Annotated in this window: 21 protein-coding genes and 1 pseudogene; 13 read left to right on the top strand and 9 right to left on the bottom strand. The window is 64.5% G+C overall.

Features of this window, described 5'->3' with window-relative positions:
• Positions 1-30 precede the first annotated feature (30 nt).
• A complete protein-coding gene (locus B0G82_RS00695) occupies positions 31-792 on the bottom strand; it encodes a glycosyltransferase family 2 protein (RefSeq protein WP_121306355.1) in 762 nt (253 codons plus the stop codon).
• 200 nt (positions 793-992) lie between these two features.
• Between B0G82_RS00695 and msbA the strand changes: the two genes are divergently transcribed.
• The 5 genes from msbA (at position 993) to B0G82_RS00670 (ending at position 8,062) form a co-directional block, all read left to right on the top strand.
• Positions 993-2,786, top strand: coding sequence for a lipid A export permease/ATP-binding protein MsbA (gene msbA / locus B0G82_RS00690; protein WP_121306354.1), 1,794 nt, complete (start codon positions 993-995; stop codon positions 2,784-2,786).
• Positions 2,787-2,899: 113 nt separating this feature from the next.
• A complete protein-coding gene (locus tag B0G82_RS00685; protein WP_121306353.1) occupies positions 2,900-3,976 on the top strand; it encodes a glycosyltransferase family 4 protein in 1,077 nt (358 codons plus the stop codon).
• A 347-nt stretch (positions 3,977-4,323) separates the two neighbouring features.
• Positions 4,324-5,451 carry a glycosyltransferase family 9 protein gene (locus B0G82_RS00680; RefSeq protein ID WP_121308574.1) on the top strand — a complete coding sequence of 376 codons (1,128 nt, stop codon included), beginning with the start codon at positions 4,324-4,326 and terminating at the stop codon, positions 5,449-5,451.
• Positions 5,451-6,797 carry an O-antigen ligase family protein gene (locus B0G82_RS00675; RefSeq protein ID WP_121306352.1) on the top strand — a complete coding sequence of 449 codons (1,347 nt, stop codon included), beginning with the start codon at positions 5,451-5,453 and terminating at the stop codon, positions 6,795-6,797. The genes B0G82_RS00680 and B0G82_RS00675 overlap by 1 nt, the downstream gene beginning before the upstream one ends.
• 5 nt (positions 6,798-6,802) lie before the next feature.
• On the top strand, positions 6,803-8,062 hold the full coding sequence (locus B0G82_RS00670; RefSeq protein WP_121306351.1) for a glycosyltransferase: 1,260 nt from the start codon (positions 6,803-6,805) through the stop codon (positions 8,060-8,062).
• 16 nt (positions 8,063-8,078) lie between these two features.
• Here the strand turns inward: B0G82_RS00670 and B0G82_RS00665 are convergent, their stop codons facing one another.
• Together B0G82_RS00665 and B0G82_RS00660 are read right to left on the bottom strand one after the other, a co-directional pair.
• Complete coding sequence (locus B0G82_RS00665; protein ID WP_116119385.1) at positions 8,079-8,399, bottom strand: hypothetical protein; 321 nt, start codon at positions 8,397-8,399, stop codon at positions 8,079-8,081.
• A gap of 85 nt (positions 8,400-8,484) precedes the next feature.
• The gene (locus B0G82_RS00660; RefSeq protein WP_121306350.1) at positions 8,485-9,033 is read right to left on the bottom strand and encodes an ester cyclase; all 549 of its coding nucleotides are present in this window, start codon (positions 9,031-9,033) and stop codon (positions 8,485-8,487) included.
• Between the two features lie 219 nt (positions 9,034-9,252).
• On the opposite strand from B0G82_RS00660, the gene B0G82_RS00655 reads away from it, so the two are divergent.
• The 4 genes and pseudogenes from B0G82_RS00655 to B0G82_RS00640 all read left to right on the top strand — a co-directional run bounded on the left by B0G82_RS00655 (position 9,253) and on the right by B0G82_RS00640 (position 14,074).
• The gene (locus tag B0G82_RS00655; RefSeq protein ID WP_106280261.1) at positions 9,253-10,179 is read left to right on the top strand and encodes a recombination-associated protein RdgC; all 927 of its coding nucleotides are present in this window, start codon (positions 9,253-9,255) and stop codon (positions 10,177-10,179) included.
• 244 nt (positions 10,180-10,423) lie between these two features.
• Positions 10,424-11,831, top strand: a pseudogene (locus tag B0G82_RS00650) (DUF308 domain-containing protein).
• Between the two features lie 370 nt (positions 11,832-12,201).
• A complete protein-coding gene (locus B0G82_RS00645) occupies positions 12,202-13,128 on the top strand; it encodes a transglutaminase family protein (protein ID WP_121306349.1) in 927 nt (308 codons plus the stop codon).
• Positions 13,129-13,270: 142 nt separating this feature from the next.
• Complete coding sequence (locus B0G82_RS00640) at positions 13,271-14,074, top strand: transglutaminase family protein (RefSeq protein WP_106280454.1); 804 nt, start codon at positions 13,271-13,273, stop codon at positions 14,072-14,074.
• A 90-nt stretch (positions 14,075-14,164) separates the two neighbouring features.
• Here B0G82_RS00640 and B0G82_RS00635 read toward each other — a convergent pair whose 3' ends face one another.
• The 4 genes from B0G82_RS00635 to B0G82_RS00620 all read right to left on the bottom strand — a co-directional run bounded on the left by B0G82_RS00635 (position 14,165) and on the right by B0G82_RS00620 (position 18,240).
• Positions 14,165-15,376, bottom strand: coding sequence for an MFS transporter (locus B0G82_RS00635; RefSeq protein ID WP_121306348.1), 1,212 nt, complete (start codon positions 15,374-15,376; stop codon positions 14,165-14,167).
• 144 nt (positions 15,377-15,520) lie between these two features.
• A complete protein-coding gene (locus tag B0G82_RS00630; protein ID WP_121306347.1) occupies positions 15,521-15,994 on the bottom strand; it encodes a VOC family protein in 474 nt (157 codons plus the stop codon).
• A 36-nt stretch (positions 15,995-16,030) separates the two neighbouring features.
• A complete protein-coding gene (locus B0G82_RS00625; protein ID WP_106280270.1) occupies positions 16,031-16,498 on the bottom strand; it encodes a VOC family protein in 468 nt (155 codons plus the stop codon).
• Positions 16,499-16,629: 131 nt separating this feature from the next.
• Positions 16,630-18,240 (bottom strand): SH3 domain-containing C40 family peptidase, encoded by a 1,611-nt coding sequence (locus B0G82_RS00620; RefSeq protein ID WP_121306346.1) that lies wholly within the window; start codon positions 18,238-18,240, stop codon positions 16,630-16,632.
• A 265-nt stretch (positions 18,241-18,505) separates the two neighbouring features.
• Here B0G82_RS00620 and B0G82_RS00615 point away from each other — a divergent pair, with 265 nt between their 5' ends.
• The 3 genes from B0G82_RS00615 to B0G82_RS00605 all read left to right on the top strand — a co-directional run bounded on the left by B0G82_RS00615 (position 18,506) and on the right by B0G82_RS00605 (position 21,672).
• Positions 18,506-18,931: a TOBE domain-containing protein gene (locus B0G82_RS00615; protein WP_121306345.1), complete on the top strand. Its 426-nt coding sequence runs from the start codon at positions 18,506-18,508 to the stop codon at positions 18,929-18,931.
• Between the two features lie 186 nt (positions 18,932-19,117).
• Positions 19,118-19,618 (top strand): GAF domain-containing protein, encoded by a 501-nt coding sequence (locus B0G82_RS00610; RefSeq protein WP_106280276.1) that lies wholly within the window; start codon positions 19,118-19,120, stop codon positions 19,616-19,618.
• 356 nt (positions 19,619-19,974) lie between these two features.
• Positions 19,975-21,672 (top strand): GGDEF domain-containing phosphodiesterase, encoded by a 1,698-nt coding sequence (locus tag B0G82_RS00605; protein ID WP_121306344.1) that lies wholly within the window; start codon positions 19,975-19,977, stop codon positions 21,670-21,672.
• A 56-nt stretch (positions 21,673-21,728) separates the two neighbouring features.
• On the opposite strand, the gene B0G82_RS00600 is transcribed toward B0G82_RS00605, so the two are convergent.
• Positions 21,729-21,944, bottom strand: a complete 216-nt coding sequence (locus B0G82_RS00600; RefSeq protein WP_106280280.1) for a DUF2945 domain-containing protein — start codon at positions 21,942-21,944, stop codon at positions 21,729-21,731.
• Positions 21,945-22,136: 192 nt separating this feature from the next.
• Here B0G82_RS00600 and B0G82_RS00595 point away from each other — a divergent pair, with 192 nt between their 5' ends.
• Complete coding sequence (locus tag B0G82_RS00595; RefSeq protein WP_121306343.1) at positions 22,137-22,946, top strand: mechanosensitive ion channel family protein; 810 nt, start codon at positions 22,137-22,139, stop codon at positions 22,944-22,946.
• A 150-nt stretch (positions 22,947-23,096) separates the two neighbouring features.
• On the opposite strand, the gene B0G82_RS00590 is transcribed toward B0G82_RS00595, so the two are convergent.
• Positions 23,097-24,209 carry a PHB depolymerase family esterase gene (locus B0G82_RS00590; protein ID WP_121306342.1) on the bottom strand — a complete coding sequence of 371 codons (1,113 nt, stop codon included), beginning with the start codon at positions 24,207-24,209 and terminating at the stop codon, positions 23,097-23,099.
• Positions 24,210-24,225: the final 16 nt, after the last annotated feature.

The raw sequence follows: 24,225 nt of genomic DNA, 5'->3' as shown, positions 1-24,225 counted from the left end.
GGGAGGCCTGCGCGGCTTAAGTCTCACGACCTATCGCCGCGCCTTCTTCCCCAGCCGCGCCAGCTTCAAAAACCGGTAATACACCGTCTCCGCATTGAAGATCGCGATCATGAAACCGGCGCGGCCGTCCAGAAAACCACGCCGCAACAAGTAAGTCCGCACGAACGCCCACGCACCGCGCCCGAGTGCCTTGCCGAAGCTGCCGCGCTGACCTGCCGCATGACGTTGCTGGGCGCCCGCTGTCGAATACGCGTCGAGCTTGCGCAACACGCCTTCGAAGTCCTCGTAGGAGTAATGCATCAGCTTGCCGGTGAGCCGCTGCGCAGGCGTGTCGAACACCAGCCGCTCGTGCACGAGGTCGTCGGAGAATCGCGCGGCGCCGCGTTTGAAGAGGCGCGGAATCCAGTCCGGATACCAGCCGCTGTGATGAATCCAGTGGCCGCAAAACCTCGACAAACGGTCTACCGCGTAGACATCGGCAGTGGGGGCCACCAGCGCCGCGCGAATCGCCGACGCCAGTTCCGGCGAGACGATTTCATCGGCATCGATCGACAGAATCCAGTTCGTGCCGAGCGCGTCGACCGCGCGATTCTTTTGCGGGCCGAAGCCCGGCCAATCGGTCTGTTCGATCACGCGAGCGCCGTGCGCGCGTGCGATCTCGGCGGTGCCGTCGGTGCTGCCGCCGTCGATCACGACGATCTGATCGGCGAAGGCCACGGCTTGCAGGCATTCAGCCAGCCGCGCCGCCGCGTTTTTAGTGATGATGGCGACGCCGAGGGTGGTTTCTTGCATACGTGAGTAGCGTAAGGGCGGAGTGACGGAGCGAAGCGCGCAGGCAAGCCGCGCGAAACGAGTCGCACCGGGAGTATACACAGCCGGCTTCTAACCGCCGACGCTCACCCCCAAGCGTTTACAATGCTCCTTTTCGATATTCCGCCCGGCCGGCATTCCGTCCACCGCGCGGCTGCCGTTCCGCCTTCTCAGAGGATTCCTTGAGCGCGAAGCCAACGTTAAGCAAACCCATCGGTTCAGGCGAGGCGTCGTCGGCCGCCGTCGTCTTTAAACGGCTGTGGCCGTATATCCAGCCGCTGATCTGGGTTCTCCTCGGCGCAATCGTCGCAATGGCCGTCAGCGCCGCCACCGACGCGGCGATCCCAGCCTTGCTCAAGCCTCTGCTGGACAAGGGCTTCGGCGCGCACGCCAACGACAAGACCAAGTGGTTCGTGCCCGCCGCGGTGATCGGCCTCGCCCTGGTTCGCAGCCTGTCGCAATACGCGTCCGGCTATCTGCTCGCCTACGTGACGAACAAGATCCTGCTCGACCTGCGCCTGAAGATGTTCAGCCGCATGATTCACACGAGCGTCGCCTTCTTCCAGCGCGAAACCGCGAGTACGGTCATCAATGCGATCGTCTTCGAAGTGAACCAGATTCTCAACGTGCTGCTGAGCGTGCTGGTCACGCTGGTGCGCGATTCGCTCACTGTTGTCTTCCTGCTCGGCTATCTGTTCTATCTGAACTGGCGTTTGACGCTGATCGTCGCGGTGCTGCTGCCGGCCATCGGCTGGCTGGTCGGCAAGATCAACCGTCGTTTGCGCCGTCTGAACCGCGAGCATCAGTTGCTGACCAACGAGCTTTCGTACATCGTCGAAGAGTCGGTGGGCGGCTACAAGGTCGTCAAGGTGCACAACGGCGAGCAGTACGAGATGGACCGCTTCGAGGCGATGAGCAAGCGTCTGCGCGGCTACGCCATGCGCATGACCGTGTCCGGCGGCCTTGCGCAGCCGTTGACGCAGTTCCTTGCGTCGATCGCGCTCGCCGTCGTGATCACGATCGCGGTGGTGCAGTCGTCGTCGGATCAGACCACGGTCGGCGGCTTCGTCGCCTTCGTCACGTCGATGCTGCTGATCATCTCGCCGCTCAAGCATCTGATGGATGTGAACCAGCCGCTGCAACGCGGCATGACGGCGTGCGAACTGATCTTCGGTCTGATCGACGAGCCGTCCGAGCCGGCAGGCGGCGGCAAGCCGCTCGAGCGCGCGCGCGGCGAAGTGGAATTCCGCGACGTCTCGTTCAACTACAGCGCTAACGCGACACACAACCGCCACACGCTCGACCAGGTGTCGTTCAAGGTGGCGCCGGGCGAAATGGTCGCGCTCGCGGGCCCGTCGGGCAGCGGCAAGACCACGCTGGTGAATCTGCTGCCGCGCTTTTTCGATCCGACCGCCGGCCAGATCCTGGTCGACGGCGTGGCGATCCCCGAATACGATCTGCACGCGCTGCGCAGCCAGATCGCGATGGTGAGCCAGGACGTGGTGCTGTTCAACGATACGGTCGCCAATAACGTCGCCTACGGCCAAACCGCCGATCCCGACAAGGTCAAGGCGGCGCTGCGCGCGGCCAACCTGTGGGATACCGTCGAGGCCATGCCGAAAGGCATCGACACATTGGTCGGCGACAACGGCTTGATGCTCTCGGGCGGCCAGCGGCAGCGTCTGGCAATCGCGCGCGCGATCTACAAGGACGCGCCGATCCTGATCCTCGACGAGGCGACCTCGGCGCTGGATTCCGAGTCCGAGCGGCACGTGCAGGCGGCGCTGGAAACCTTGATGAAGGGCCGCACGACACTCGTCATCGCGCACCGCCTCTCGACCATCGAGCGCGCCAACCGGATTCTCGTCATGGAGGCGGGGCGCATCGTCGAGAGCGGCAGCCATCGTGAACTGCTGGCGCGGGACGGGCTGTACGCGCATCTGCACCGCATCCAGTTCCAGCAGACCACGGCCTGACGCGCGCGACACGTCGTTCCGCCATTCGGCTTTCCATTCACGCGGCCCGCTGGCCCGGACCGCGCATGACTTCCCCCTTAACATTTGACGAGGCGCAGGCGCGCGCGGTCTGAATGAAGAAACTTGGACTCTCCAGTAACGCCCTGCGGCACAGCGGCGGGCTCGAGCGCTACGCCATGGATCTGGTGCGAGGCTTGGCCGCGCTCGGCGTCGAACCGGCTTTCTTCGCGCGCCGCTTCGACGCGTCGTTGCCCGAATTCAAACTGGTCGAGCCGCACCGTATCAACGTCTCGTTCCTGCCGGGCAAACTGCGCGATCGCTGGTTTTCGTGGCGCTTGCGCGCGGCGCGGCGCGCGGCGCAGGTTGATGTGCTGATCGGCTGCAACCGCGTGGATTCGTCGGAGCTGGCGATCTGCGGCGGCACGCATCTTGGTTTTCTGCGGGCGACGGGGCGCGCGCAGAAGCCTTCGGACGGCTGGCAGATCGCGCTCGAACGCCGTCAGTACGAGCGCTCGAAAGTGGTCGTGGCGCATTCACAGTTGATGCACGACGAACTGCGCGAACTATACGGGGTCGACGAAGCGAAGATCCGCGTGCTGTATCCGCCCGTCGATGCCACACGCTTCGCACCGACCGACCCCGCCACGCGCGCCGCGTTGCGCCACAAATATGGTTTCGCCGACAACGAAATCGTCTTGCTGTTTCCGTCGAGCAGCCATGAGCGCAAGGGCTTGCCGCTCATCGAAGCCGCGCTGCGTGACACGTCGCTGCCCGTGGTGGTGGCCGTGGCGGGGCGGCCGCCCGCGCGCACATCCGAACGGCTGCGCTATATCGGCTACGTGAAAGAGCTTGCGCAGTGCTACCAGGCCGCGGACTTCACGATCCTCGCATCGACGTATGAGCCGTTCGGCCTGGTCGGCATTGAATCGGTGATGTGCGGCACGCCGGTCATTTTTCCGTCGAGCATCGGCTGCTGCGATGCGATCGCGCCGCACGCGAAGTTCGTTTTCGCGCCGGACGACCTCGCCGACCTGCGTGCCACTCTCGAGCGGGCAGTGCGCGCGCATCGCGACGGCACGCGTCGCGCGCCGTCCGAACTTGCCCGCGACGCGGTGCTTTACGACGCAAGTGTGGCCGCTCACGCCAGCGAGCTGTTGACGCTGGCGCGGCAGATCGACGCCGCGCGTTAGGACTCGCCGCTGCCTTGCCGTGTAAGGCGCGGGCGGCCCTGCTGGCGCGGTTTTGCGTCGTTCGGCGGCAGGGCCACATGTTATAATTTCGAACTACCAACGCTCGAACTCAAATCGAGCGGAACGCCCCATTTTATTTCATCGAGCTTTCCATGCCGGCCTGGACAGGCGGCGGGCCAAAGGCGCCGCGTCCCGAGCCGCGCCAGCCCGTCGTGACGGGACCGTCGCCGCTGCACTGGAGGCCTTCGGGAAGAATACCGCTGGAGATTGTGCATGGCGAACGCGACCTCACGCCGGGTATCGGCGTACTGCAAGATCGCGGCGGGAACCCACGCGCCGATGAGCCTATGAGTCGGCTTGCCGGGCGTCTTCGTATTTTTGCGCGGGCTATCCCGCGACTGCTGATCAAGCCACTGCGCCGCGAGTCGCGGCATCCGCGCCGTATCCTGATTGCGCATCATCTGTTGCTGGGCGACACGCTGCTGCTCACGCCGTTGCTCGCCAAGCTGCGCGAGCAATACCCTCAGTCGCAGATCGTTCTCGCCTGTCCGAAGGCGATCGTGCCTCTGTACGCCGGCCGGCCCTTCGACGTCACGGCCTTGCCGTTCGATCCGCGGGATTCGAAGTCCGTGCGCGACGTTCTGCTTTCCGGCCCTTACGACCTCGGCATGGTGCTCGGCGACAATCGTCATAGCTGGCTCGCGCTGGGCGCGGGCTGCCGCTGGATCGTCGGACACTCGGGCGATCGGCCGGCCTGGAAAAACTGGCCGCTCAACCGCAGCGTGCCGTATCCCGACACGGCGGCGGCCTGGGCCGACCTCGCCACGGAACTGATCGACGGGCCGCCGCCGCGCGCTTATCGCCCGGCCGACTGGCGCGCGCCGCAACACGCGGCGCTGCCCGAGCCGTCGCTGCTGACCCAGCCTTACGTCGTGCTGCATCCGGGCGCGAGCACCAGCGTCAAACGCTGGCCCAACGCGCGCTGGCGCGATCTGGCGCAACGCGTGGAAGCACTCGGCTATCTGCCGGTATGGACCGGCGGTCCGGGCGAGGCGGAACTGATTCGCTCGATCGACCCGGACCCGCATCATCCGAACCTGGCGGCGCGGCTCGGCCTTGGCGAGTTGTGGCATCTGTTTGCCGGCGCGCAAGCCGTGGTTTGTCCCGATACCGGCGTCGCGCATCTGGGGCGTCTGATTGGGGTGCCCACGCTCGCGCTGTTCGGGCCGGGCAACGCGCTGATTCACGGCGCGGGCCGCTATTGGCGCGAGGTGCCCTTCGTGCCGATTACGATCGCTGACATGCCGTGCCGCGATCAGCCTTTTATTTTCCGCCGCGAGGTAGCATGGGTGCGACGCTGTGATCGCAACGAGACAACCTGCGTCGCGTGGCGCGGCGACCATGCCGACTGCATGGGCCGGCTGTCGGTCGAGTCGGTATATAACGCATTGCAAAATGTTCTGGTGAAAGTGTAATGACTCACACGGCTGCGCGAGTGGAGCGCGTGTTCTGGGTTGCCTGTCCGGTCATTCTGTTCGTGGTGATGTTCGGCCACATGACGGCGATCGTCTTCAACGCGCTCGCCCTGATGGCGCTCGGCGTGGCGGCGGCGGCCTGGTCGCCCGAGCGGCCCTCGCCGCGGCATTGGCCGCTGGCGCTGCCCATCGCGGGCTGGGCCGGCTGGAGCCTCGCCTCGGTCGCGTGGTCCATGTATCCGATGATCAGTCTGCACGCGTGGTGCGACGAAGTACTCTATCCGCTGGTGTCGTTCTGGGGCTTCTGGCTATTCGGCACCCAGCTGCGGCGGCCCGAGCCCGTGGTGGCTGTCAACTGGATCGCCTGCGTGGCGGTCGCCGTGATCAGCGCGCTCAACTGGGGGCATTTGCAACCGCCCACCGCCAATACCTTCCCCATGCATTTCTATAACCGCGTCGGCCACACCAGCACGCTCGCGGTATTTGCCATCGCGCTGTTCGCGGGCTTCATGCTGCGGCCTCGTTGGCGCGTGATCGGCGCGAGCGGCATCGTGCTGTGCCTCTTCATTGGCCTCGCAACGCTCAACCGGTTCTTCTGGCCGGCGGCCGCCGCGACGCTGCTGGTCGCGCTGTTTCCGCTGTACCGGCGGCGCCTGCCGCTGGCGTTGCTGGTCATTGCCGCGGTGGGCGCGGCCGGCATCGGCACGCTCGAACTTAGCTCCCGCCTGCGCACGGCTGCTCTGCCTCCTTCGGTGCAGCAGCCGCACGATCTGTCGATCGACGGTCATCCGGTCTATGTGCCGGGTTCGCTTTCCGCGATCGGCGACACGGTATCGGCCGACACGCGTCCGAAGCTGTGGGCGTTCTATATCCACGAGGCCGAGCGCCACAGGTGGATCGGCGTGGGTTTCGGCAAGCCGCTGCCGGGTATCGTCTATCGCAGCGAAATGCCGGCCAGTCTGCTGGCGGTCGAACCGCAAGCGCTGACGCATGCGCACAACCTGTTCATCAACACGTGGTTGCAGACGGGATTCGTCGGCGTGGTGCTGCAGACCGTGCTGTTGCTGTGCCTCGTTTTGCGTTTCTGGCGGCTGCGGCGAGTCAAGCCCTGGCAGTGCGCCGCGGGCGTTGCGCTGGTGGCCGGTATGATCGCGAAAAATTCGACCGACGACTTCATGTGGCAGACCACCATGCTGGCATTCTGGGCTTTTGCGGGCCTGCTGCTAGGTTGCGCGGAACAGGCGCGCGCGCCGGGCGCAGCGTCGAGCGGGACCGCACGTGGGCAATCCACGGCGGCACGCAGTGAACAGCGGCGCGAAGCGCCAACGGCCGAGTTGGGCGAATAACCAGGATGACGAACGTGAACCCCCGCTCTATCGAAGCAGACCGCACCCCGCTGCGCATCCTGTTTCATATCAACGATTTCGGCAAAGGCGGCACCGAGACCGCGTTGCTCGCCTGGCTGAAGACGCTCGACCGGCGCCTGTTCGCGCCGAGCCTGTCGGTGGCGTATCCGACCGACGACCTGGCGTTCTGGCGCGCGCAGTCGATCCCCGAAGACGTTCCCGTCCACGTGCTCGCCTCGTCGAAATGGATGTACGCGCTGCATGACGCGGCGCGCCGGCGCAAGCTGGGCACCGGCGAGAAGTTACTGCACAAGCTGTCGACCTATGGCGCAATCCGGCCGCTGCTGGCGCTGCGTATGCGGCATCTGGTCAAGCAACACGATCTGGTTTGCGATTTCGATTTTTCGCTGCGCCATATGGCGGGCAGTGGCAATGTGCCCTGGTTCGGCGTCAACCATTTCAGCCTGGCAGCACGGCTCGGCGGCAAGAGCGCGCGGTACATCGCCCGGCGCGTGCGGCATTACGCGCGCTACTCGGCAATCACCGTGCTGATCCCCGCCATGCTGCACGAGGCGCGGGAACTCTTTTCGACAACCGGCGTGGAGATGGACATTGTCGAGTTGCCGAATGTGATCGATGTCGACACGCTGCGGCAGGCCGCGCGCGCGGAGATCGAACGTCCGGCTGAGTCGTTCATCGTTTCCGTGGCGCGTCTGGACGAAGGTCAGAAGGACCACAAGACCTTGTTGCGAGCCTACGCCCAGTTGCGCGAGCGTGGCCGCTGCGAGGCGGCGCTCGTTCTGATCGGCGAAGGGCGGGACCGGCGCGAGCTGGAGCAACTCGCCGACCAGCTGGGGATCGGTGCATCCGTACAGTTTCCTGGCTTCTGCGCCAATCCGCTGCCCTATATCCGGCAGGCAGAAATGCTCGTGCTGAGCAGCCGCTATGAGGGTTGCGCCGTGGTGCTCGGCGAGGCGATGGCGCTCGGCACGCCGGTGCTGTCGACGGATTGCCCGACCGGCCCGCGAGATATGCTGGAAGGTGGCAAGGCCGGCCTGCTGGTGCCGATCGGCGACGTGGACGCCATGGCGCTCGCCATCGAACGCCTGCTGACGGACACCGAGCTGCGCCGCAGCGTCGCGCAAGCCGCGCTGCAAAAAGTCGAGACGTTCACGCCGCCACGCGCCAATCAGCGGATGCTGGAACTGGCGCTGCGCCTGCTGGCGAAGCAGGGTTCGCCGTCGGGCGTGCTGGAGCCTCGCTGAAGCGCAAGCCCGAGATTCACACGCCGCCAGTCACTAGCGGCAACACCGTCAGGTCCGGATGCGTGCCATCCACAATGCTGCGGCCCACGTGCACGGCTTCATACACGGCTTCGTCCTCGCCGGCAAAACTCTCTTCGCCGTCGGGGTGAAACGGCACCGCATGGCCGGGAATGGCCGGATCCGCGCCCGGATGGCAAACGTAGCCGATATACGTGTAGCGCAGATTCGCCGCGCTCGGCGTGTGCCCTTCGCTGGGCGGGTTCTTCAGGAACGGCGCTACGTGAATCTCGAATCCCTCGTACTCCACCATCTGCCAGGCTGCGGTTTGATCGGCCATGGCCGCCTCCGTCTAGTCACGCGCTTGTCAAAAAGTCTAGGTGATTTAAACGTAACGCGCGCTCAAAACGGCTACGGCTAAACCATTACGGCTTGATGGCGCCGAGTTGCTTGAGCAGCGTCAGGTTGTCTTCGAGGTGCCAGTTTTCGACAATGCGGCCGTCTTTCACGCGATATAGATCGAAGGCCTGGAAATCGACGGTCTGGCCGTTGCCTTTGAGGTGCTGAAACTGCCCGGTGAAATGACCATGGAAATGCAGATGAACCGAGGCGCGATCGCCGGCCACCACGAGGTCGTCGATTTCCGCATGCAGGTCGGGCACGGCCGCGCGAAAGCCTTTCGACGCCTGCAGCGGACCGTCAGGACCTTGCGGGCGTCCATCCGGCAAGGTGCGGTCGATGAAGGCGGGCGAGAGTGCGAGTTTCGCGTAGGCCTCGTCGCCGGTATTCCAGAAGGCGGCATATCGCCGGGCGGTTCGCACGACTTCGGCGCTTTGCGCCGAAGTCGACGCGACGGCGACGTGGTGCGGCACGGGCAGGTCTGCGTCGCTTGCGGCCTGGGCGCTCAAGGCGCCGGCGACGCTCGCGGCGATCAGCACGCGGCGGCCGATTCGCGAGAGGGATGGGGTGGACATGGTGCGCTCCGGAGAGAGTTGAAGTGGATGAAGCGTATTCTCCAGAGTAAGGCCGTGTTTGATAATCGGTCTGTCGCTTAAAGGATTATCCGTTTTTATTTGAAAATGGCCGCGACGCCGTGAACGCTCGGGCGACGAAGTAACAGAGTCCTTCCAGCCGACCGCGCGACGTCTCTCGTCAGATAGAATGGTGCGCTTTGCCCGTACACGACTCCGCCAATGTGGTTCAAAAACCTTCAGCTTCACCGTCTTCCCGCTCCGTGGTCCGTCACTCCGGAACAGATGCAGAAGTGGCTCGCGCCGCACGCGTTCGCGCCCGGCAACAGCGTCGAGATGCAAAGCCATGGCTGGGCATCGCCGCGCGATAACGACTCGCTGGTGTACTCGCTCAATGGCCAGATGTTGCTGGTGTTTCGCGCCGAAAAGAAGCTGCTGCCGGCGTCGGTCGTCACGCAGGTGACCAAGGAACGCGCGCTCGAACTCGAGGATCAGCAGGGCTTCAAACCCGGCCGCAAGCAGATGCGCGAACTCAAGGAACAGGTCACCGACGAACTGTTGCCGCGCGCTTTCAGCATTCGCCGCGACACGCGCGTGTGGATCGATTGCAAAAACGGCTGGCTCGTGATCGACGCGGCTTCGCAAGCGGTCGCCGATGAAGTGCGCGGCCTGCTGGTCAAGTCGATCGATCAATTGCCGCTCGGCACGGTGCGTGTCACGCATTCGCCGGTCGCGGCCATGACCGAATGGCTGCTGTCAGGCGAGGGCCCCGCCGGCTTCACGCTCGACCAGGACACCGAGTTGCGTTCGCCTACCGAAGGCAACGCGACCGTGCGCTATGTGGGACATACTTTGGATGCCGAAGATATGCGCCGTCATATCGAAGCCGGCAAGCAATGCATGCGTCTCGCAATGACGTGGAACGACCGCGTGTCGTTCGTGCTGACGCCCTCGCTGACGATCAAGCGCATCGCGCCGCTCGACGTGCTGAAGGAAGCGAGCGACCCCACCGCGCAAAACGACGACGAACGTTTCGACTCCGACGTCACGTTAATGACCGCCGAACTCGACCGCATGCTGAGCAATCTGCTCGATGCGTTGGGTGGCGAGCAGGGCGGCGAAGCCATGCCGCAAGCCAAGGCGGCGTAAGCAGCTTCTGGTTTCATGGTTCGTTGCAGGCCGGCGCGTTGAAGTCATTTCCGCGCCGGCCTTTTTTGTGGCCGATCGATCTGGGCGCGAAAGCGCATCGGCGTGAGCGGCACAAAAATACGCGAGCGAGGCGTGGCAAATGTGCGCTGTCGCTTCGTGGATCACTCCCGGGCCACGCGCGCCCGCGCCGCCAAAGTGGTTAAGATGGCGATCAGCAGAACGCATCAGTCACGGAGGACTCGCAATGGTTCGTCTGGTCATGATTCTGTTGGGCGTCGATTATCTGCGCACGCGCTGGCGATCGTTGCGGATTGCCGGTTGCATCAGTTTTCTGCTCGGCGTGTTTGTGTTCATCGACGCGCTCGATAGCGCGCTCTATTTTCCCATCACCCCGTTCGTCTCGTTGCTGTTGCTCGAAGGCCTTGCCACGCTGGCCGTCGCCTGGACAGGCATGGGCGGGCAACGCACGCTGCGCTATGTGAAGGGCATCGCGTTCACGACTGCCGCGGCACTGATTCTGATCGGCCACGAGCATGGCAATTTCATTCTGTCGATGATCTTCGGCACGCTCTTTTTCGCCGATGGCCTCCTGCAGATCGTCGCGGCAAGAGTGGTCCGCTTTCGCACATGGCGGCTCGCGATGATCGGCGGCGCCGTCGAAATTGCGCTGGCGATTTTCTTCTATCAACCCTATCCGACCCACTACGTGGGCACGGTGCCGTACTGTGTCGGACTCGGGCTGATCTTTGGCGGATGGAACATGATCCTGCTGAGCACGCGGGTGCGGCGGCTCGCGTCGAACCCCGCGGTCGCCGCCGGCGACTCCGCGGCCGACGCCGGCATTGCCGCCGCGAGCGCGCTGGCCGCCAGCCGTCTGATCGCGCACGAATGGGACGGCCCGCCGGCCGCCGACGAGGCCGCGTTGACCGTGCATGTGTGGACGCCGGTCGGTTCGGCCAAGGGCGAGGCGCGCCGGCAATTGATCGTCGATCGCTATATCGCGGCGGTGGATCGCAACGGCGTGATATCGACCGGCCATGCCGCGCTCGAATCGCCCGAGGGCGTCTATATCAGCCTGTATCCTGGCGTCGAGATCGATCGTTCGCCGGACGATTTCGCGCGGCTGCTGCGTGCCACGCGCGAGAACGACATGCCGGGGCTATTTCAGCCCGATTACCCGACCGAAGCGAAAGCGTGGTGCCCGTCGACGGTTCAGGTGCGCATCCGCAACTACGATCCGGTTCGCCTGAGCCGCTTCTGGGAGACATATCGACAGGACACGACTTACAACCTCACGCATCGCAACTGTTCGAGCAGCGTCTCGCGGGCACTGGAAGCCGCGATCGAAGGCGCCTCGTCGCGCGTGTGGGGCAATCTCGGCGGCTGGCAGCCGTTTTTGCGCGTGATCTCGACGCCGGAACTGTGGGTCGCCGCGCAAGTGCGCAAGCGAGCCGCGACGATGGCGTGGACACCCGGCCTCACGCTCGACTACGCGCGCGCTGAGCATGCTGGCCGACCCGCGGCCTTCGGGCTGGGTCAAGATGGCACGGCTCGCGGTGCGCAGAATGGTTCGCTCGCGTCAGCGGTGGCGCGAAGAGGCCCGTCACGCGCACGTTGCCGACGACGCGGCGCGCGGCACGGTGCGCGAATGACGCGCGCCGGGTGCACGCCGGGTGCACGCCAGGCGCACGCGCTGCCCAACTTCGGCATTGCGGAAGAAATGGCAATCGCATCAACGGCTTGCGGTTTTTGCCGGATAGTTATGCACAGATTTGCGAACAGATTCTGTTGATAACTTCCCCGCGCGATGCCGCGGCCAAATGAGTACTTTCAACCAATATGGCGGGTGTATGCTCAACCCGTCAGTTTCTGTTTGAGAGCACTCGACCACACCGCAACCCGGCCGTGGCTCATTGAAGATCAAAACCGCGCCGCGCGCTTTTTGTCCGCAGCGGCAGCGGCTTTTTACAAGCGCGAACGCGATGGACACGATGAACCCGGCGGCATCCATCGGGCGGTCGGATGAATGAGCCGCAGCGTTTCACGGTGCGCCACGTCAGCGTCTACCGTTACTCGGAACCCGTGCGCTTCGGCGAACATCGCATGATGTTCCGGCCGCGCGCGAGCCACGATCTGCGGCTCGTCACGAACAGGCTGGTGATCACGCCCGAGCCGTCGCGGCTGCATTGGCTGCACGACGTGTTCGACAACTCGGTGGCGGTCGCGAGTTTCGCGGGCAAGGCGAGCGAATTGCGCTTCGACAGCGAAGTGACACTTGAGCACTTCGAAGCGCCCATGCCCGATTACGCGCTCGAGCCGTATGCGGTGAACTGGCCGTTCGCGTACACCAACGAGGAAGCTGCAGATCTCGTGAACGCGCGCAGCCGCCAGTATCCGGACAGTGACGTGGACGAATGGGCGCGCCGCTTCGTGCCGATCCTGGGCAGTGCTGCAAGTGCTGCAAAGACCGGCGGCAAAGGTGGCAAAAGCAGCGCGGGTAGTGGCGGCACGATGGCGCTGCTGCGTGCCATGACGCTCGAAATCAAGAGCACGTTTTTCTATGTGCGCCGCACGGAAAAAGGCGTGAACCGTCCGGGCGACACGTTGCGCAGCCGTAGCGGCAGTTGCCGCGATTTTGCCGTGCTGATGATGGACGCGGTGCGCTCGCTCGGCCTCGCGGCGCGCTTCGTGAGCGGCTACCTGTTCGTGCCCGAGCACGACGCCACGCAAGGCGGCGGCGCGACGCACGCGTGGCTGCAGATCTATTTGCCCGGCGCCGGCTGGGTCGATTTCGACCCGACCAATAGCATCGTCGGCAATCGCCATCTGATTCGCGTGGCGGTGGCGTGGAACGCCTATCAGGCGCTGCCGTTGTGGGGCACGTGGCATGGCGCGCCGCATTCGTTTCGCGGCTTGCAGGTGGACGTAAGCGTGACCGAAGGCGAATGACCGCCAAGCAACGCGAATAAGACGAATGAACGCGCGCCGAAATCACGGCGCATCGAATCGAAACGTGTTTGCGGGGGAGTGCCGCTGCGGGCGGCTCGTCGTGCGGGTCAATTGAATGTTTCAACTGGAAAAGGGCGCTGCGATGAAATTGCGCGTTGGCTACGAGCTGGTCTATGAGTGCGTGCAACCGACGCCGATGTTGCTGATGTTGAACACCCACTATTCGCACGCGAAAGAGGTGCTGAATCCTGATGTGCTGGTGGTCGATCCGCCGGTGCCGATCAGGCAGTATCGCGACTCGTTCGGCAATCTGTGCAGCCGGCTGGTGGCGCCGCCGGGAAAAATCTCTTTTTCGACGAGCGCGGTGCTGGAGGTGTCGTCCGAGCCGGAGATGCGGCCGCCGTACACCGAACAGCATCCGGTGGAAATGCTGCCCGACGATACGCTGGTCTTTCTGCTCGGCAGCCGCTATTGCGAAACCGATCTGCTCTCCGAATTCGCGTGGCAGACCTTCGGCAAGCTGCCGCTCGGCCGCGGGCGCGTGGATGCGATCTGCGACTACGTGCACAACCACATCGTGTTCGGATACGACTTTGCGCGGCCGACCAAGACCGCCTGGCAGGCGTGGCAGGAGCGCAAAGGCGTGTGCCGCGACTTCGCGCATCTGGCCGTGGCGCTATGCCGGGCCATGAATATTCCAGCGCGTTATTGCACGGGCTATATCAGCGACGTCGGCCTGCCGCCGCCGTACGCGACGATGGACTTCGCCGCGTGGTTCGAGGCCTACATCGGCGGATGCTGGCAAACCTTCGACCCGCGCAACAACGCGCCGCGCACGGGACGTGTGCTGATGGCGCGTGGCCGCGACGCCGCCGACGTGGCGCTCAGCAATGCGTTCGGGCCCACGCAGTTGTTGAAGTTCGCGGTGGTATGCGAGGCGGTCTAGCTGAGTTGCGGATAACGACCTCAAGCCACCCGGGCGCCGCATAGCCCGCGCCCGAGATTAATCACGGCATTCGGGCAAGCCAACGCGGCTTCATTCCCCGAGCGCCAGTGCGCGCTTCCGCCTTCGCACCAGCGCCGCGCCGACCGATACCGCCGCGCCGATGCCGCCCATTGTCAGTGAAAGAATCACGATCAGCGGACCGGTTTGCGCGCGCGCCGAGAACACGCCGACCAACAGACCCGCGAGTGGCTGCGTCATGTTGTTCAGAAGGATCACCACGCCGGTCGTCTTGCCGTAGTCCTGCGGCGGAATGATTCGTTGCCGCGCGCTGCGGATGTAGACGTTGAACATCTTGTCGAAGCCGACGATCAGCAGGAAGCCGAGCGCATAGCCCCACGGCGCCGCGCTCGCGCCGGCGATTACGCCGCCCGCGCAAATCGAGACGAAGGCGACCAGTCCCAGCGTGCGCGCCGGCCATGCGGCGCGTGCAATCGTCAACAGGATCAGCACCGTGGCGACAGCGCCGGCGGTTTGCAGTCCGGCATAGTAGCGATTCGATTGCGCGTGAAGGCCGGTCACCATGGCCGCGGACGTGGCGAGTGTTACGCCGATCACCAGATTTTCGGCGGCGGCGAGCAGCACGACTTTCTTCAGGCCCGGCAGCACCAGCACATGACGCAGCGCGATGCGCAGCGGCAGCGTCCAGTGGCCAGGCGCCAGAGGCGGCGGCTCGGCGGCGCGAAAACCGCTGGTACGTTGCCACAGCAGCAGGGCGGCATCGGCGAGAAGAAACAGCATGCCGGTTACGCCGACCACCCATTCCCAACGCCACAGGCCGAGCAGCAGCGCGGCGAGCATCGGACCGAGCACGAAGCCCAACTGGTCAGCCAACTGCGAGTAGGCGAGCACGCGCTGGAACTGCTGCGTGCTGAAGATTTGCGGCAGCATGACTTCACGTGCGACGAGGCCCTGGCTCGTCAATACGCCGCACACCGCTGAGAGTGCGATCAACCAGCCGATGCCGCCGAACAACGCATAAGCGAGTATGCCGCCGAAGCAGGCCAGCGCTCGCACCGCCTGGCTGATGCGCATCAACCTGAGCGGCGAGATGCGATCGCACAACGCGCCGAAGAAAGGAAACACCAGATAGCGCGGCAGCGTTTCGATAAAGAACGCGAGGCCCGACCACGAGACTTGGTGCGTGGTTTGGAAGACGACGAGCGGCACGAGAAACAGCAGGACCTGATCGGCGAGACGCGCGACAAACAGCGAGCAGAAGAAAGCCTGATGGTTGACGCGCACCGTTTATGTCCCGCCGTTAATGGGTCGAGACCGATCCTATCAAAGATGGAGCTGTCGCGCCCTTCGCCCGCTCGCTGCGCTGTGAATGCACAGCGCATGCAAGCGGCCCGCGCGCCGACGGCGGCGCGCGGTCAGGGGCGCACTTCAATCGCCGCGATAAGCCGCTTCGAGCGGCGCGATATCGAGCTTGACCATGCTCATCATCTGTTTCATCACGCGGCTCGCCTTGACGGTGTCCGGGTCGCGCAGCATCTCGCCGAGTACGTCGGGCGCGATCTGCCACGAGACGCCGAAGCGGTCCTGAAGCCAGCCGCATTGCCACTCCTTGCCGCCGTCCAGGAGTTTCGTCCAGTAACGGTCGATTTCCTCTTGCGACTCGCAGTGCACGAACAGCGAAATTGCCGGTGTGAAGGGGAACTGCGGGCCGCCGTTCAGGGCCATGAACTCTTGGCCCTCGATCTCGAACGTGATGGCCAGTACGTCGCCCGCCGGCCCGGGTCCGGCGTCCGTGTAATGCATAGTGGTGGCAATGCGGGAATCGGAAAACACGGACGTATAGAAGCGGCTCGCCTCTTCGGCATTGCCGTCGAACCACAGGCACGGCGCAATCTTTTGCATGACGTTTCTCCTCCTTCTCACCGAACGGACCGCGCCTTACTTCATGCAGTCCATCATGGCTTTCTGGATTTCTTCCGGGCTCAGGTCGCGCTTGTGCGTGGCCAACGACCAGCTATGGCCGAACGGGTCTTTCACCTGACCGTACCGGTCGCCCCAGAACATGTCGGTGACAGGCATGACGACGGTCGCGCCAGCGTCGACGGCCTGCTTGAAGCTGGCGTCGACATCTTCCACATAGTAGTGAATCGTAACCGGCGTGCCTTTCAGCGTGTTCGGGCCGAACGACTGGTGCTCGGGCCATTCGTCGGTCAGCATCAGCATGGAATCGCCGATCTTCAGCGTGGCGTGCATGACCTTGCCGCCAGGGCCGGGCAGGCGGACCTGTTCGACGGCGTTGAAGGCCTTGGTGTAGAACGCGATGGCGTCCGCGGCGTTGGCGCAGATCAGATACGGGGTGAGCGAGTGCATCCCGTCGGGGATCGGTTTGACAGCGTTGCTGGACATGACGGCGACTCCTTGAAGTAACAGGTTCGTGAGTTGAAAGACCGACTCGGTCGAGTCAGGTCTTCAACGTTACGACGGTTACGTGACCGATGAATCGACACTCCGGGAAAAATATTTTTCAGGCGTGCGTTTCAACCGGCCGGATTGTCCTCGTCCGGCGGCGCGGCGGACGGCGCCGGCGTGCCACCACGCGGCGCGCCGAGGATGCTGATCTGGAACGTCGGCGTCGCCGCGAGCGATTGCAAGGTGGCGTCTTCGGGAATGTGTTCGAACAGCGGCAGAATCACCGAGCCGCCGATCACCGCGCGCCGGCTGTCGTCGGCGGGCCGCAAGCCCCATACGTCCTGATAGACGACCGGCACCGCGCTGCCGTTGCGGGTGGTGTTGCCGATATACAGCATCACATGCCCACCGATGTAGATCAGCGTGCGCAACGGCTCGCCGTGCTGCGCCAGATAGTCGAGCCGCTGCGCGGGCGTGGACGACGACAGGTCGATCATGCGGCCGGCGCTCATCTGCGTGGACGAATGGCGCGGCAGCCAGACGCCGAACGCGGCGAAGATGCTTTGCAGTTCCGACGAACAGTCGTTGTAGAGCCCGCTATTGCCCCAGCCGTACGGGCGGCCGATCAGCGTTTTCATCAGCATCGCCAGATGGCGCGGCGTGGCGGCGAGCGGCGCCGGCGCGATTTGCGCGTCGCTCAGGGCGGCGGTGCGGATCAGCGCCTGGCCGTCCGCGTCGCGGGCCGGGACGAGTATTTGACGCGCCGCTGCCGGCTCGGTTGCGGCGCCAATGTCGCTCGCGGCAGGCTTCGCTTGCGCCGGCCGCGCGGCATTGGCGGGCACGATCGGCAGCAGCGTGCCGGCCGGCGCGTCGAAGCGGAACACGCCGCGGCTGTCGCGCACCGGCGCCGACGCCACGATCACCGCACCGAGCGCTTTGCCCGTTGCGGCGCGCCATGTATCGACGAAGCGATCGTCGGCCATGCCGACGCCGTCGCTACGCACCCAGCCTTGCACGTCGGGCGTCTGCACGTAATGCCACGCGCCGTCGACACTGCCGCCGAGCACGTAAAGCGGCGTGCCGGGACGCACGGCCGAGATCTGCAGGTTGTCGAACGGATAGCCTTCGCCGGCCAGGCGGTGGTCGTAGAACGACGGGTCGTTGGTCGGCAGTTCGCGCACCATCAGGTTGCTGGTGGCGATCGCGCGGCGCTGCGGCTGATAAACGGCCGTCTGCGTGAACTGCGCGACGTTCATGTTTTGCGCGATGGCGTCGATCCACGCCTTGTCATGCGGCCGAAAATTTTCGCCGTAGCCGATGTCCGCGCCGCTCTTGCCCGTGTTATCGAACCTGGCAATGCGCCGCTGCTGCAACGCGGCAATGTCCGCGCCTTGCTGGCGATAGACGCGCATCGTCACGAAACCGGCATTCCACGGCGAGGGCGCCGCGGTGCCGGTGCCGAAGTAGCGCGCGTAGAGCGCCTTGAAGTGCGCCTGCTGTTCCGCCGGACTCAGGAACGGCCGGTCGTAGCCCGGGCTGTCCGGTTCGAGCCAGTGATCGACGTTCTGGTCGTAATACGCGATGGGGAACAGCGTGACGGTGTCGAGCTGGGGGTGCGTGTCATGCGTCGGCGACGGGTTGCTGCACGCGGTGATCGCGGCGAGCATGGCGCATAGCGCGGCGCCGCGACGGGCGCTCGGCCAGGCGGCGGCAAGGCGGGATGGAACGGCAACGGGCATAGGGTTCGGCGAAGAAGGTCCAGGGCACGATGATACGGTGTCGGCGCATTGTGCGGCACGTTCGACCGGCGCCGCGCTGTGCACGCCCATGCATAATGCTTATGTGGTTTCATTGGGCGTTCGCATTGTTCATGGCGGCTGCGCGATACCGCGCTTTACGCGCAGCTTTGCGCAGCCGGCGAGCATTTCACGACGCTCACCGCTCAACCCGACAGATGGCTTCCAACCAACGTTCGTACGAGGTCGCCTAACCAAGGAGAACAACATGCAAACCAGCGCGCGCAATCAATTCGCCGGCGAAATCACCGAACTCAAACACGGCGCCGTGAACGACGAAGTCACGCTGCGCACGCAGGACGGCCTTGAGATCGTGTCGATCATCACCCATGGCAGCGCAACGTCGCTCGGTCTCGCGGTGGGCAAACAAGCCTTTGCGCTGGTCAAGGCGTCGTCCGTGATCGTGATGGTCGACGTCGCGAAAAATCAGGTGTCGGCGCGCAATTGCATCGCCGGTACGGTGTCGGCGCTCACGAAGGGCGCGGTGAATTCCGAAGTGTCGATCAGCGCGGGCGGCGCGCAGATCGCGGCGATCATCACCAATGAAAGCGTCGATCGCCTGGGTCTCGCGAACGGCAAAGCGGCGACGGCGATCTTCAAGGCATCGAGCGTGATCATCGGCGTCGATCAGTAATGGTCGTGTGGTTGTTCCGTTGGTTTCCGCCTTGCGCGGAGGCCGACGGGTCTGACGGAACCGGAAGGAAAGCGAGCGTTGCTGTGCGCCCGTCGCCGCGCGTGTGCGCGACGTGAAGGAAATGGCGGCTTGCTTTAAACTGCACGACTCGCTGTTCCTCCTTCCGCTTTCATCACGGACACCGTCATGTTCGAAGTCTCCTCCGCCTCGCATCTGCCCAAAGCCGCGCACTACGAAGAACTGGTCGCGCAGGCGCGCTCGCTGCTCGCCGGCGAAACCGACTGGATCGCCAACGCCGCGAATTTTTCCGCCTTCGTGTTTCATTCGCTCAGCGATCTGAACTGGGCCGGCTTCTATTTCCACGACGGTCGGGAACTGGTCGTCGGACCGTTCCAGGGCAAGCCCGCGTGCGTGCGAATTCCGCTCGGCAAGGGCGTCTGCGGCACGGCCGCGCAGACCCGCGAGACGCAGGTGGTGCGCGATGTGCACGAGTTTCCCGGCCATATCGCCTGCGATTCGGCCTCGCAGTCGGAAATCGTCGTGCCGCTCGTCGCGCCGGACGGCACGCTGATCGGCGTGTGGGATGTGGACAGCCCGAGCGTCGCGCGCTTCGACGAAGAAGACGCGAAGGGCATGGAAGCACTGTGCGCGGTGTTCATCGAAGCAGCGCTTCCGCGCGCCGCGTAAAAAACGGAACTGCGGCCGTATGCTTTTCCGTACATAGAGTTAATGCAGTTCGGGGGATCGGTCGGCGGATCTCATCCCGCCATCGTTCTCTCCAACGCGCTTGAGACAGCTCACGAGCGCGACGAACCGCCACCAGGTTCTGGCGACACGCATGCGTTCCGCCACCGCTGCCACCGCCAGCCCGCTGACATTTCAACGCCCCCCGCCGCGGCCAATTCGGCGGGGGCGCGAAAGCCGTTATCATACGCACGGTTGCCCGCAACATCGGACCGGAATTTCGGGGCTACTGGTTGCGCCCACGCGTCAAAAAAACGCTCGATCGCTTTCACTACTCAGGAAAATCAAAGGCCGGCGCGATGCACGTCCCCCTCTACGCTGAAACGCGTACGCGCGATGCCGCGCTTGCGTCGGCGCCTTATGGCATGTTTACCTGCACTGCGGACGGCACGTTCGACTCCATCAACGCCGCTTTCGAGAAGCTGACGGGATGGGCGGCTGAAGAACTGATCGGTCGGCGCACCTTCGAGTCTTTGTTCGATCCAGCCGAACTGGCCAAACGCCGCGCCGAATTGCCGCCGCTCGCCATGGTGACTTCGCGCTATGAAGGCGAGTGGAGCTTTTTGCGGCGCAACGGTACGCCGGTTCGCGTGGTGCTGGCGTTGGCGCCGCTCGTCACCGGGCCCGCCCAGGCTGCTTGTCCGGCGCTGTATGTGGGTATCGCCATCGACATGACGCGTTACGCGCAATCGGAAGCGCGTCTCTGGTACGTCGCGCATCACGACGGCGTGACCCGCCTGCCGAATCAAACGCTATTCACCGAACGGCTGGAACTGACGATTGCGCGTTGCGAGCGTAGCGGCAGCGGTTTTACCGTGCTGATCGCCGAGCTCGATCATCTGCGCAAACTGCGCGACGCGCTCGGCTTGCATGCGGCTGAACTCGTGCTGCAGATTGTTGGCGAACGCTTGCGCGGTCTCTTTCCGAACGACGGCACGATCGCTTCGATCGGCGGCACGCAGTTCGCGTTGCTGGTCAACGAAACCGGCCCGGCGGCCGATGCGTTCGCCGCCGAAGCGCTAGGGCGCATCGCCGAGGCGATCGACTACGCCGGCACCGCGTTGACCATTACCGCGAGCATCGGCATCGTGGCTTATCCGGCCGACGGCGGCGATGCGCCTACGCTGATGCGTCGCGCGGGTGTGGCGCTGTCGGCGGCTTCGGCGGTGAACGGCAATGCGGTGCGGCGGTTTTCCACCGCGCTCGAAGGCCAGGCCGCGCGCCGCTTCGAACTGCAGACCATGTTGCGCGACGCAATCGATCGTCAGCAACTGCATCTCGTGTATCAGCCGCAGGTCACGCTCTCCAACGGCCGCATCGCGCAAGTGGAGGCGCTGCTGCGCTGGAACCATCCGCAACGCGGCCTGATCAGTCCCGTCGAATTCGTGCCGGTTGCGGAAGAAGCAGGTTTGATCGAGCAGATCGGCGAGTGGGTGATCCGGACCGCGTGCCGCGACGCCGGCAAGTTGCTGCGGCTGACGGGCCACTTGCCGCGCTTCGCGGTGAACGTCTCGCCGCAGCAGTTCCAGCGGCACAATCTGTTCGAAACGATCCGCGAGGCATTGGAAGATGCCGCGCTCGACCCCTCGTATCTCGAAGTGGAAATCACCGAGGGCGTGCTGCTCGGTGACACCGAACAGGCTTTGCAGACGCTTTTTGCCCTGCGCGATCTAGGCGTGGAGGTCGCAGTGGACGACTTCGGCACCGGCTATTCGAGCCTGGCTTATCTAACGCGTTTTCCGCTGAACCGCTTGAAAATCGACCGCTCGTTTGTGATGCGCATGAGCACCGATCCGCAGTGCGCGGCCCTGGTGGGCGCCATCATCGCGATGGCGCACGCGCTCAAACTGCGCGTGACGGCCGAAGGCGTCGAAACGGCCGAGCAGGCCGCCCAACTCGAAGCGCTCGGTTGCGATGAAGCGCAAGGCTTCTGGTTCTCGCGACCGGTTACTGTTGCGGCACTGCGTAATCTGCTGAGGCCTTTGGGCACTCTTTGAAGCCGGGTTGCCGCAAGCATGGATCGCCGTGCGCGTGGTGTGTTTAGCCATCCGTATCAATTCTTCAATCGATGCAACGCGTCGCCGCGATGAACGGCATGCTTGCCACTCTTCTCGCTTTGTACCTCGTAGTGTGGGTCGGATGTCGAGGCATCGACGGTTCTGCCGTCCACGGTCGTATGAGTTGAAATGACACGCACGACTTTGCCGTGCGTGACGCCTTGCGGCGTGTTCCAACTGACACGGTCGCCAGACTTCAGATGTTGGGACATGTGGCGCTCCTTCTTGCCGGACGAAGGGCAGCAACGAGACTGCCTTGCTAATCAGGCTTCGCATGATTCGCATAGTTACTGTTCGCATTGGCGAGCAAGCCGCGTGCCTTCGCACGTGAAATGTAAGGGCTGGGAACGTATCCTGCTTCGGTGCGTCAGGGCACTTACACCGTAACGGAGCGAAGACTCGAGATGAACGATCTCTTAACCCGACTCTTTCACTTCCAGCCGTCGTTGCTCGTCATGCTGACGCACGACGCCCTTCATATCGTGCTGGCCGTGCTGATCCTCGCGGTCGGCTGGTGGCTGTCGAACCGCATCGGCTCCATGTTCGCCCGCGCGCTCGCGCGCACGCATGCTGACCCGACGCTCGCACCGATGCTGGCTGCCATGAGCACCTGGGCCGTGCGGGTGCTCGTATTCATCGCGGCGCTCAGCGAAGTCGGCATCGCCACTGCGAGCGTGCTCGCGGTGCTCGGCGCCGCCGGTCTCGCGATCGGACTCGCGCTGCAAGGCACGCTGCAAAATATCGCGGCCGGCATGATGCTGCTGATGCTGCGTCCGTTTCGAGTCGGCGACGTGATCGAGGGCAGCGGCGCGGCAGCGGGCATCGTGCGCGAAGTGGGGCTCTTCACGACGCGCATCGAACGCGGCGACGGCAATGCCGTGTTCGTGCCGAATAGCCAGATCTGGAGCAATCCGGTGATCAACTACAGCAGCGGTGGCACGCAGCGCATCGAGGTCGAAGTGGGCCTCGCGCAGCGCAAGGACGTCGACGCCGCGATCGGCGAATTGAAGAAACTCGTCGCCGACGAACCGCGCGTACTGAGCGGCGCCACGCTCGCGCCGATCGTCACGGTCGCCGACTATCCGGACGATGGCGGCGCGACGCTGCGCATCGCGGCGTGGGTGCGCACGCCGGACGCGTCGCTGACCAGCGGCGACCTGCACGAGCACGCGCAGGCCGCGCTCGAACAGGCCGGTTGCCCGGTTGCGGCTTAGGTCGCGGCGCTGTCTTTAGCGGGGCCTTTTACTGTCCGTCAGCGCCGGTAAGTCGCAAGGCGCCTCGTATCATCACGCCACCGTCTCTACAGCAAGCCAGCGGTCACTCATGTTGAACGCGACCGGTCTGGTCCATGCTGGGGTGCAGGCTCAATGCGTACGCGGATGGGCGAGAAAGAATCGCACCATTTCCGCAGCGGCGTCGGGGCCGGACGGGTCCGTGTACGAACCGCGCTGACTGCCGCCGGCCCACGCGTGACCCGCGCCGTGAATCGACCACGACTCCGCTTCCACGCCGTTCGCCGCGACATGCCGTTGCCGCGTATACGCGCGCCGTCCGGTTGCAGCGCCTGATTGCTCGCTGACGGTGGTGGTGCCCGCGTCGAAGGCCGCGACAATCTCGGCCGCATTCGACGGATGGACGGTGGTGTCAGCGTCGCCATGAAAGACGATCAACGGACGTTGCGGTGTGCCATGCGCGCGTTTGCGTTGCGCCTTGCCGCCCTTCATCGCGCTGAGCGCCGAAGGCAGGTCCTTCGCGCAACCGTAGGCAAGTCCAGAATGCACGCCGGCCGCGGCGTAGAGATCGGGCGATGTCTTCAGCATGATGTCCGCCATCGCGCCGCCCGCCGACAGACCCGCGACGTACACGCGCGCCGGATCCACGCGATAGCGGCCCATCACTTCTCGCGTGATGCCGGCGATCAACGACGGCTCGCCCTGGTCGCGTAGTTGATCGGCGGGCTTGAACCAGTTCCAGCATTTCGAATGATTGGCCGCTTGCGCCTGATTCGGATACACGACGATAAAGCCATGACGCTCCGCCAATTCGTTCATGCGCGTGCCGGCGGCGAAGTCGTCGGCGTTCTGCGTGCAGCCGTGCAGCATGACGATCAGCGGCAATGGTTCGCTCTTGTAGACAGCCGGCACGTAGAGTTTGTACTGGCGTTGTCCGGCCGCGTTGCTGAAGGTGTGCGTGCTGAAGGTGCCCGGCGAGTCGGCGTCGAAAACCGGCGCGGCAGGGGCGTGCGGAGCGGGGCGCGCCTGGGCCTGCGCCTGGGTTTGCATCTGCGACCACGCTTGCGCCCATTCGCTCGCATTCGACGGCGTGTTCGATGTCCGTACGTGGTCCGCGCGGGCCTCGTTCGCTTTGCCGCCCGCGAGCGCGCGCTGAACCGCCGCGGTGGCTTCCTGCGGGCCCTTCGTGCGCAATAGCTCGAAGGCGTCTGTCATCGATTTCAGGAAATCTTCGTTCATTTTCATGATGGTTTGCAGTGGC

The sequence above is a fragment of the Paraburkholderia sp. BL17N1 genome (genome assembly GCF_003634175.1).
GTDB lineage: Bacteria > Pseudomonadota > Gammaproteobacteria > Burkholderiales > Burkholderiaceae > Paraburkholderia.
This window is presented reverse-complemented; position numbering and strand designations above follow the sequence as displayed.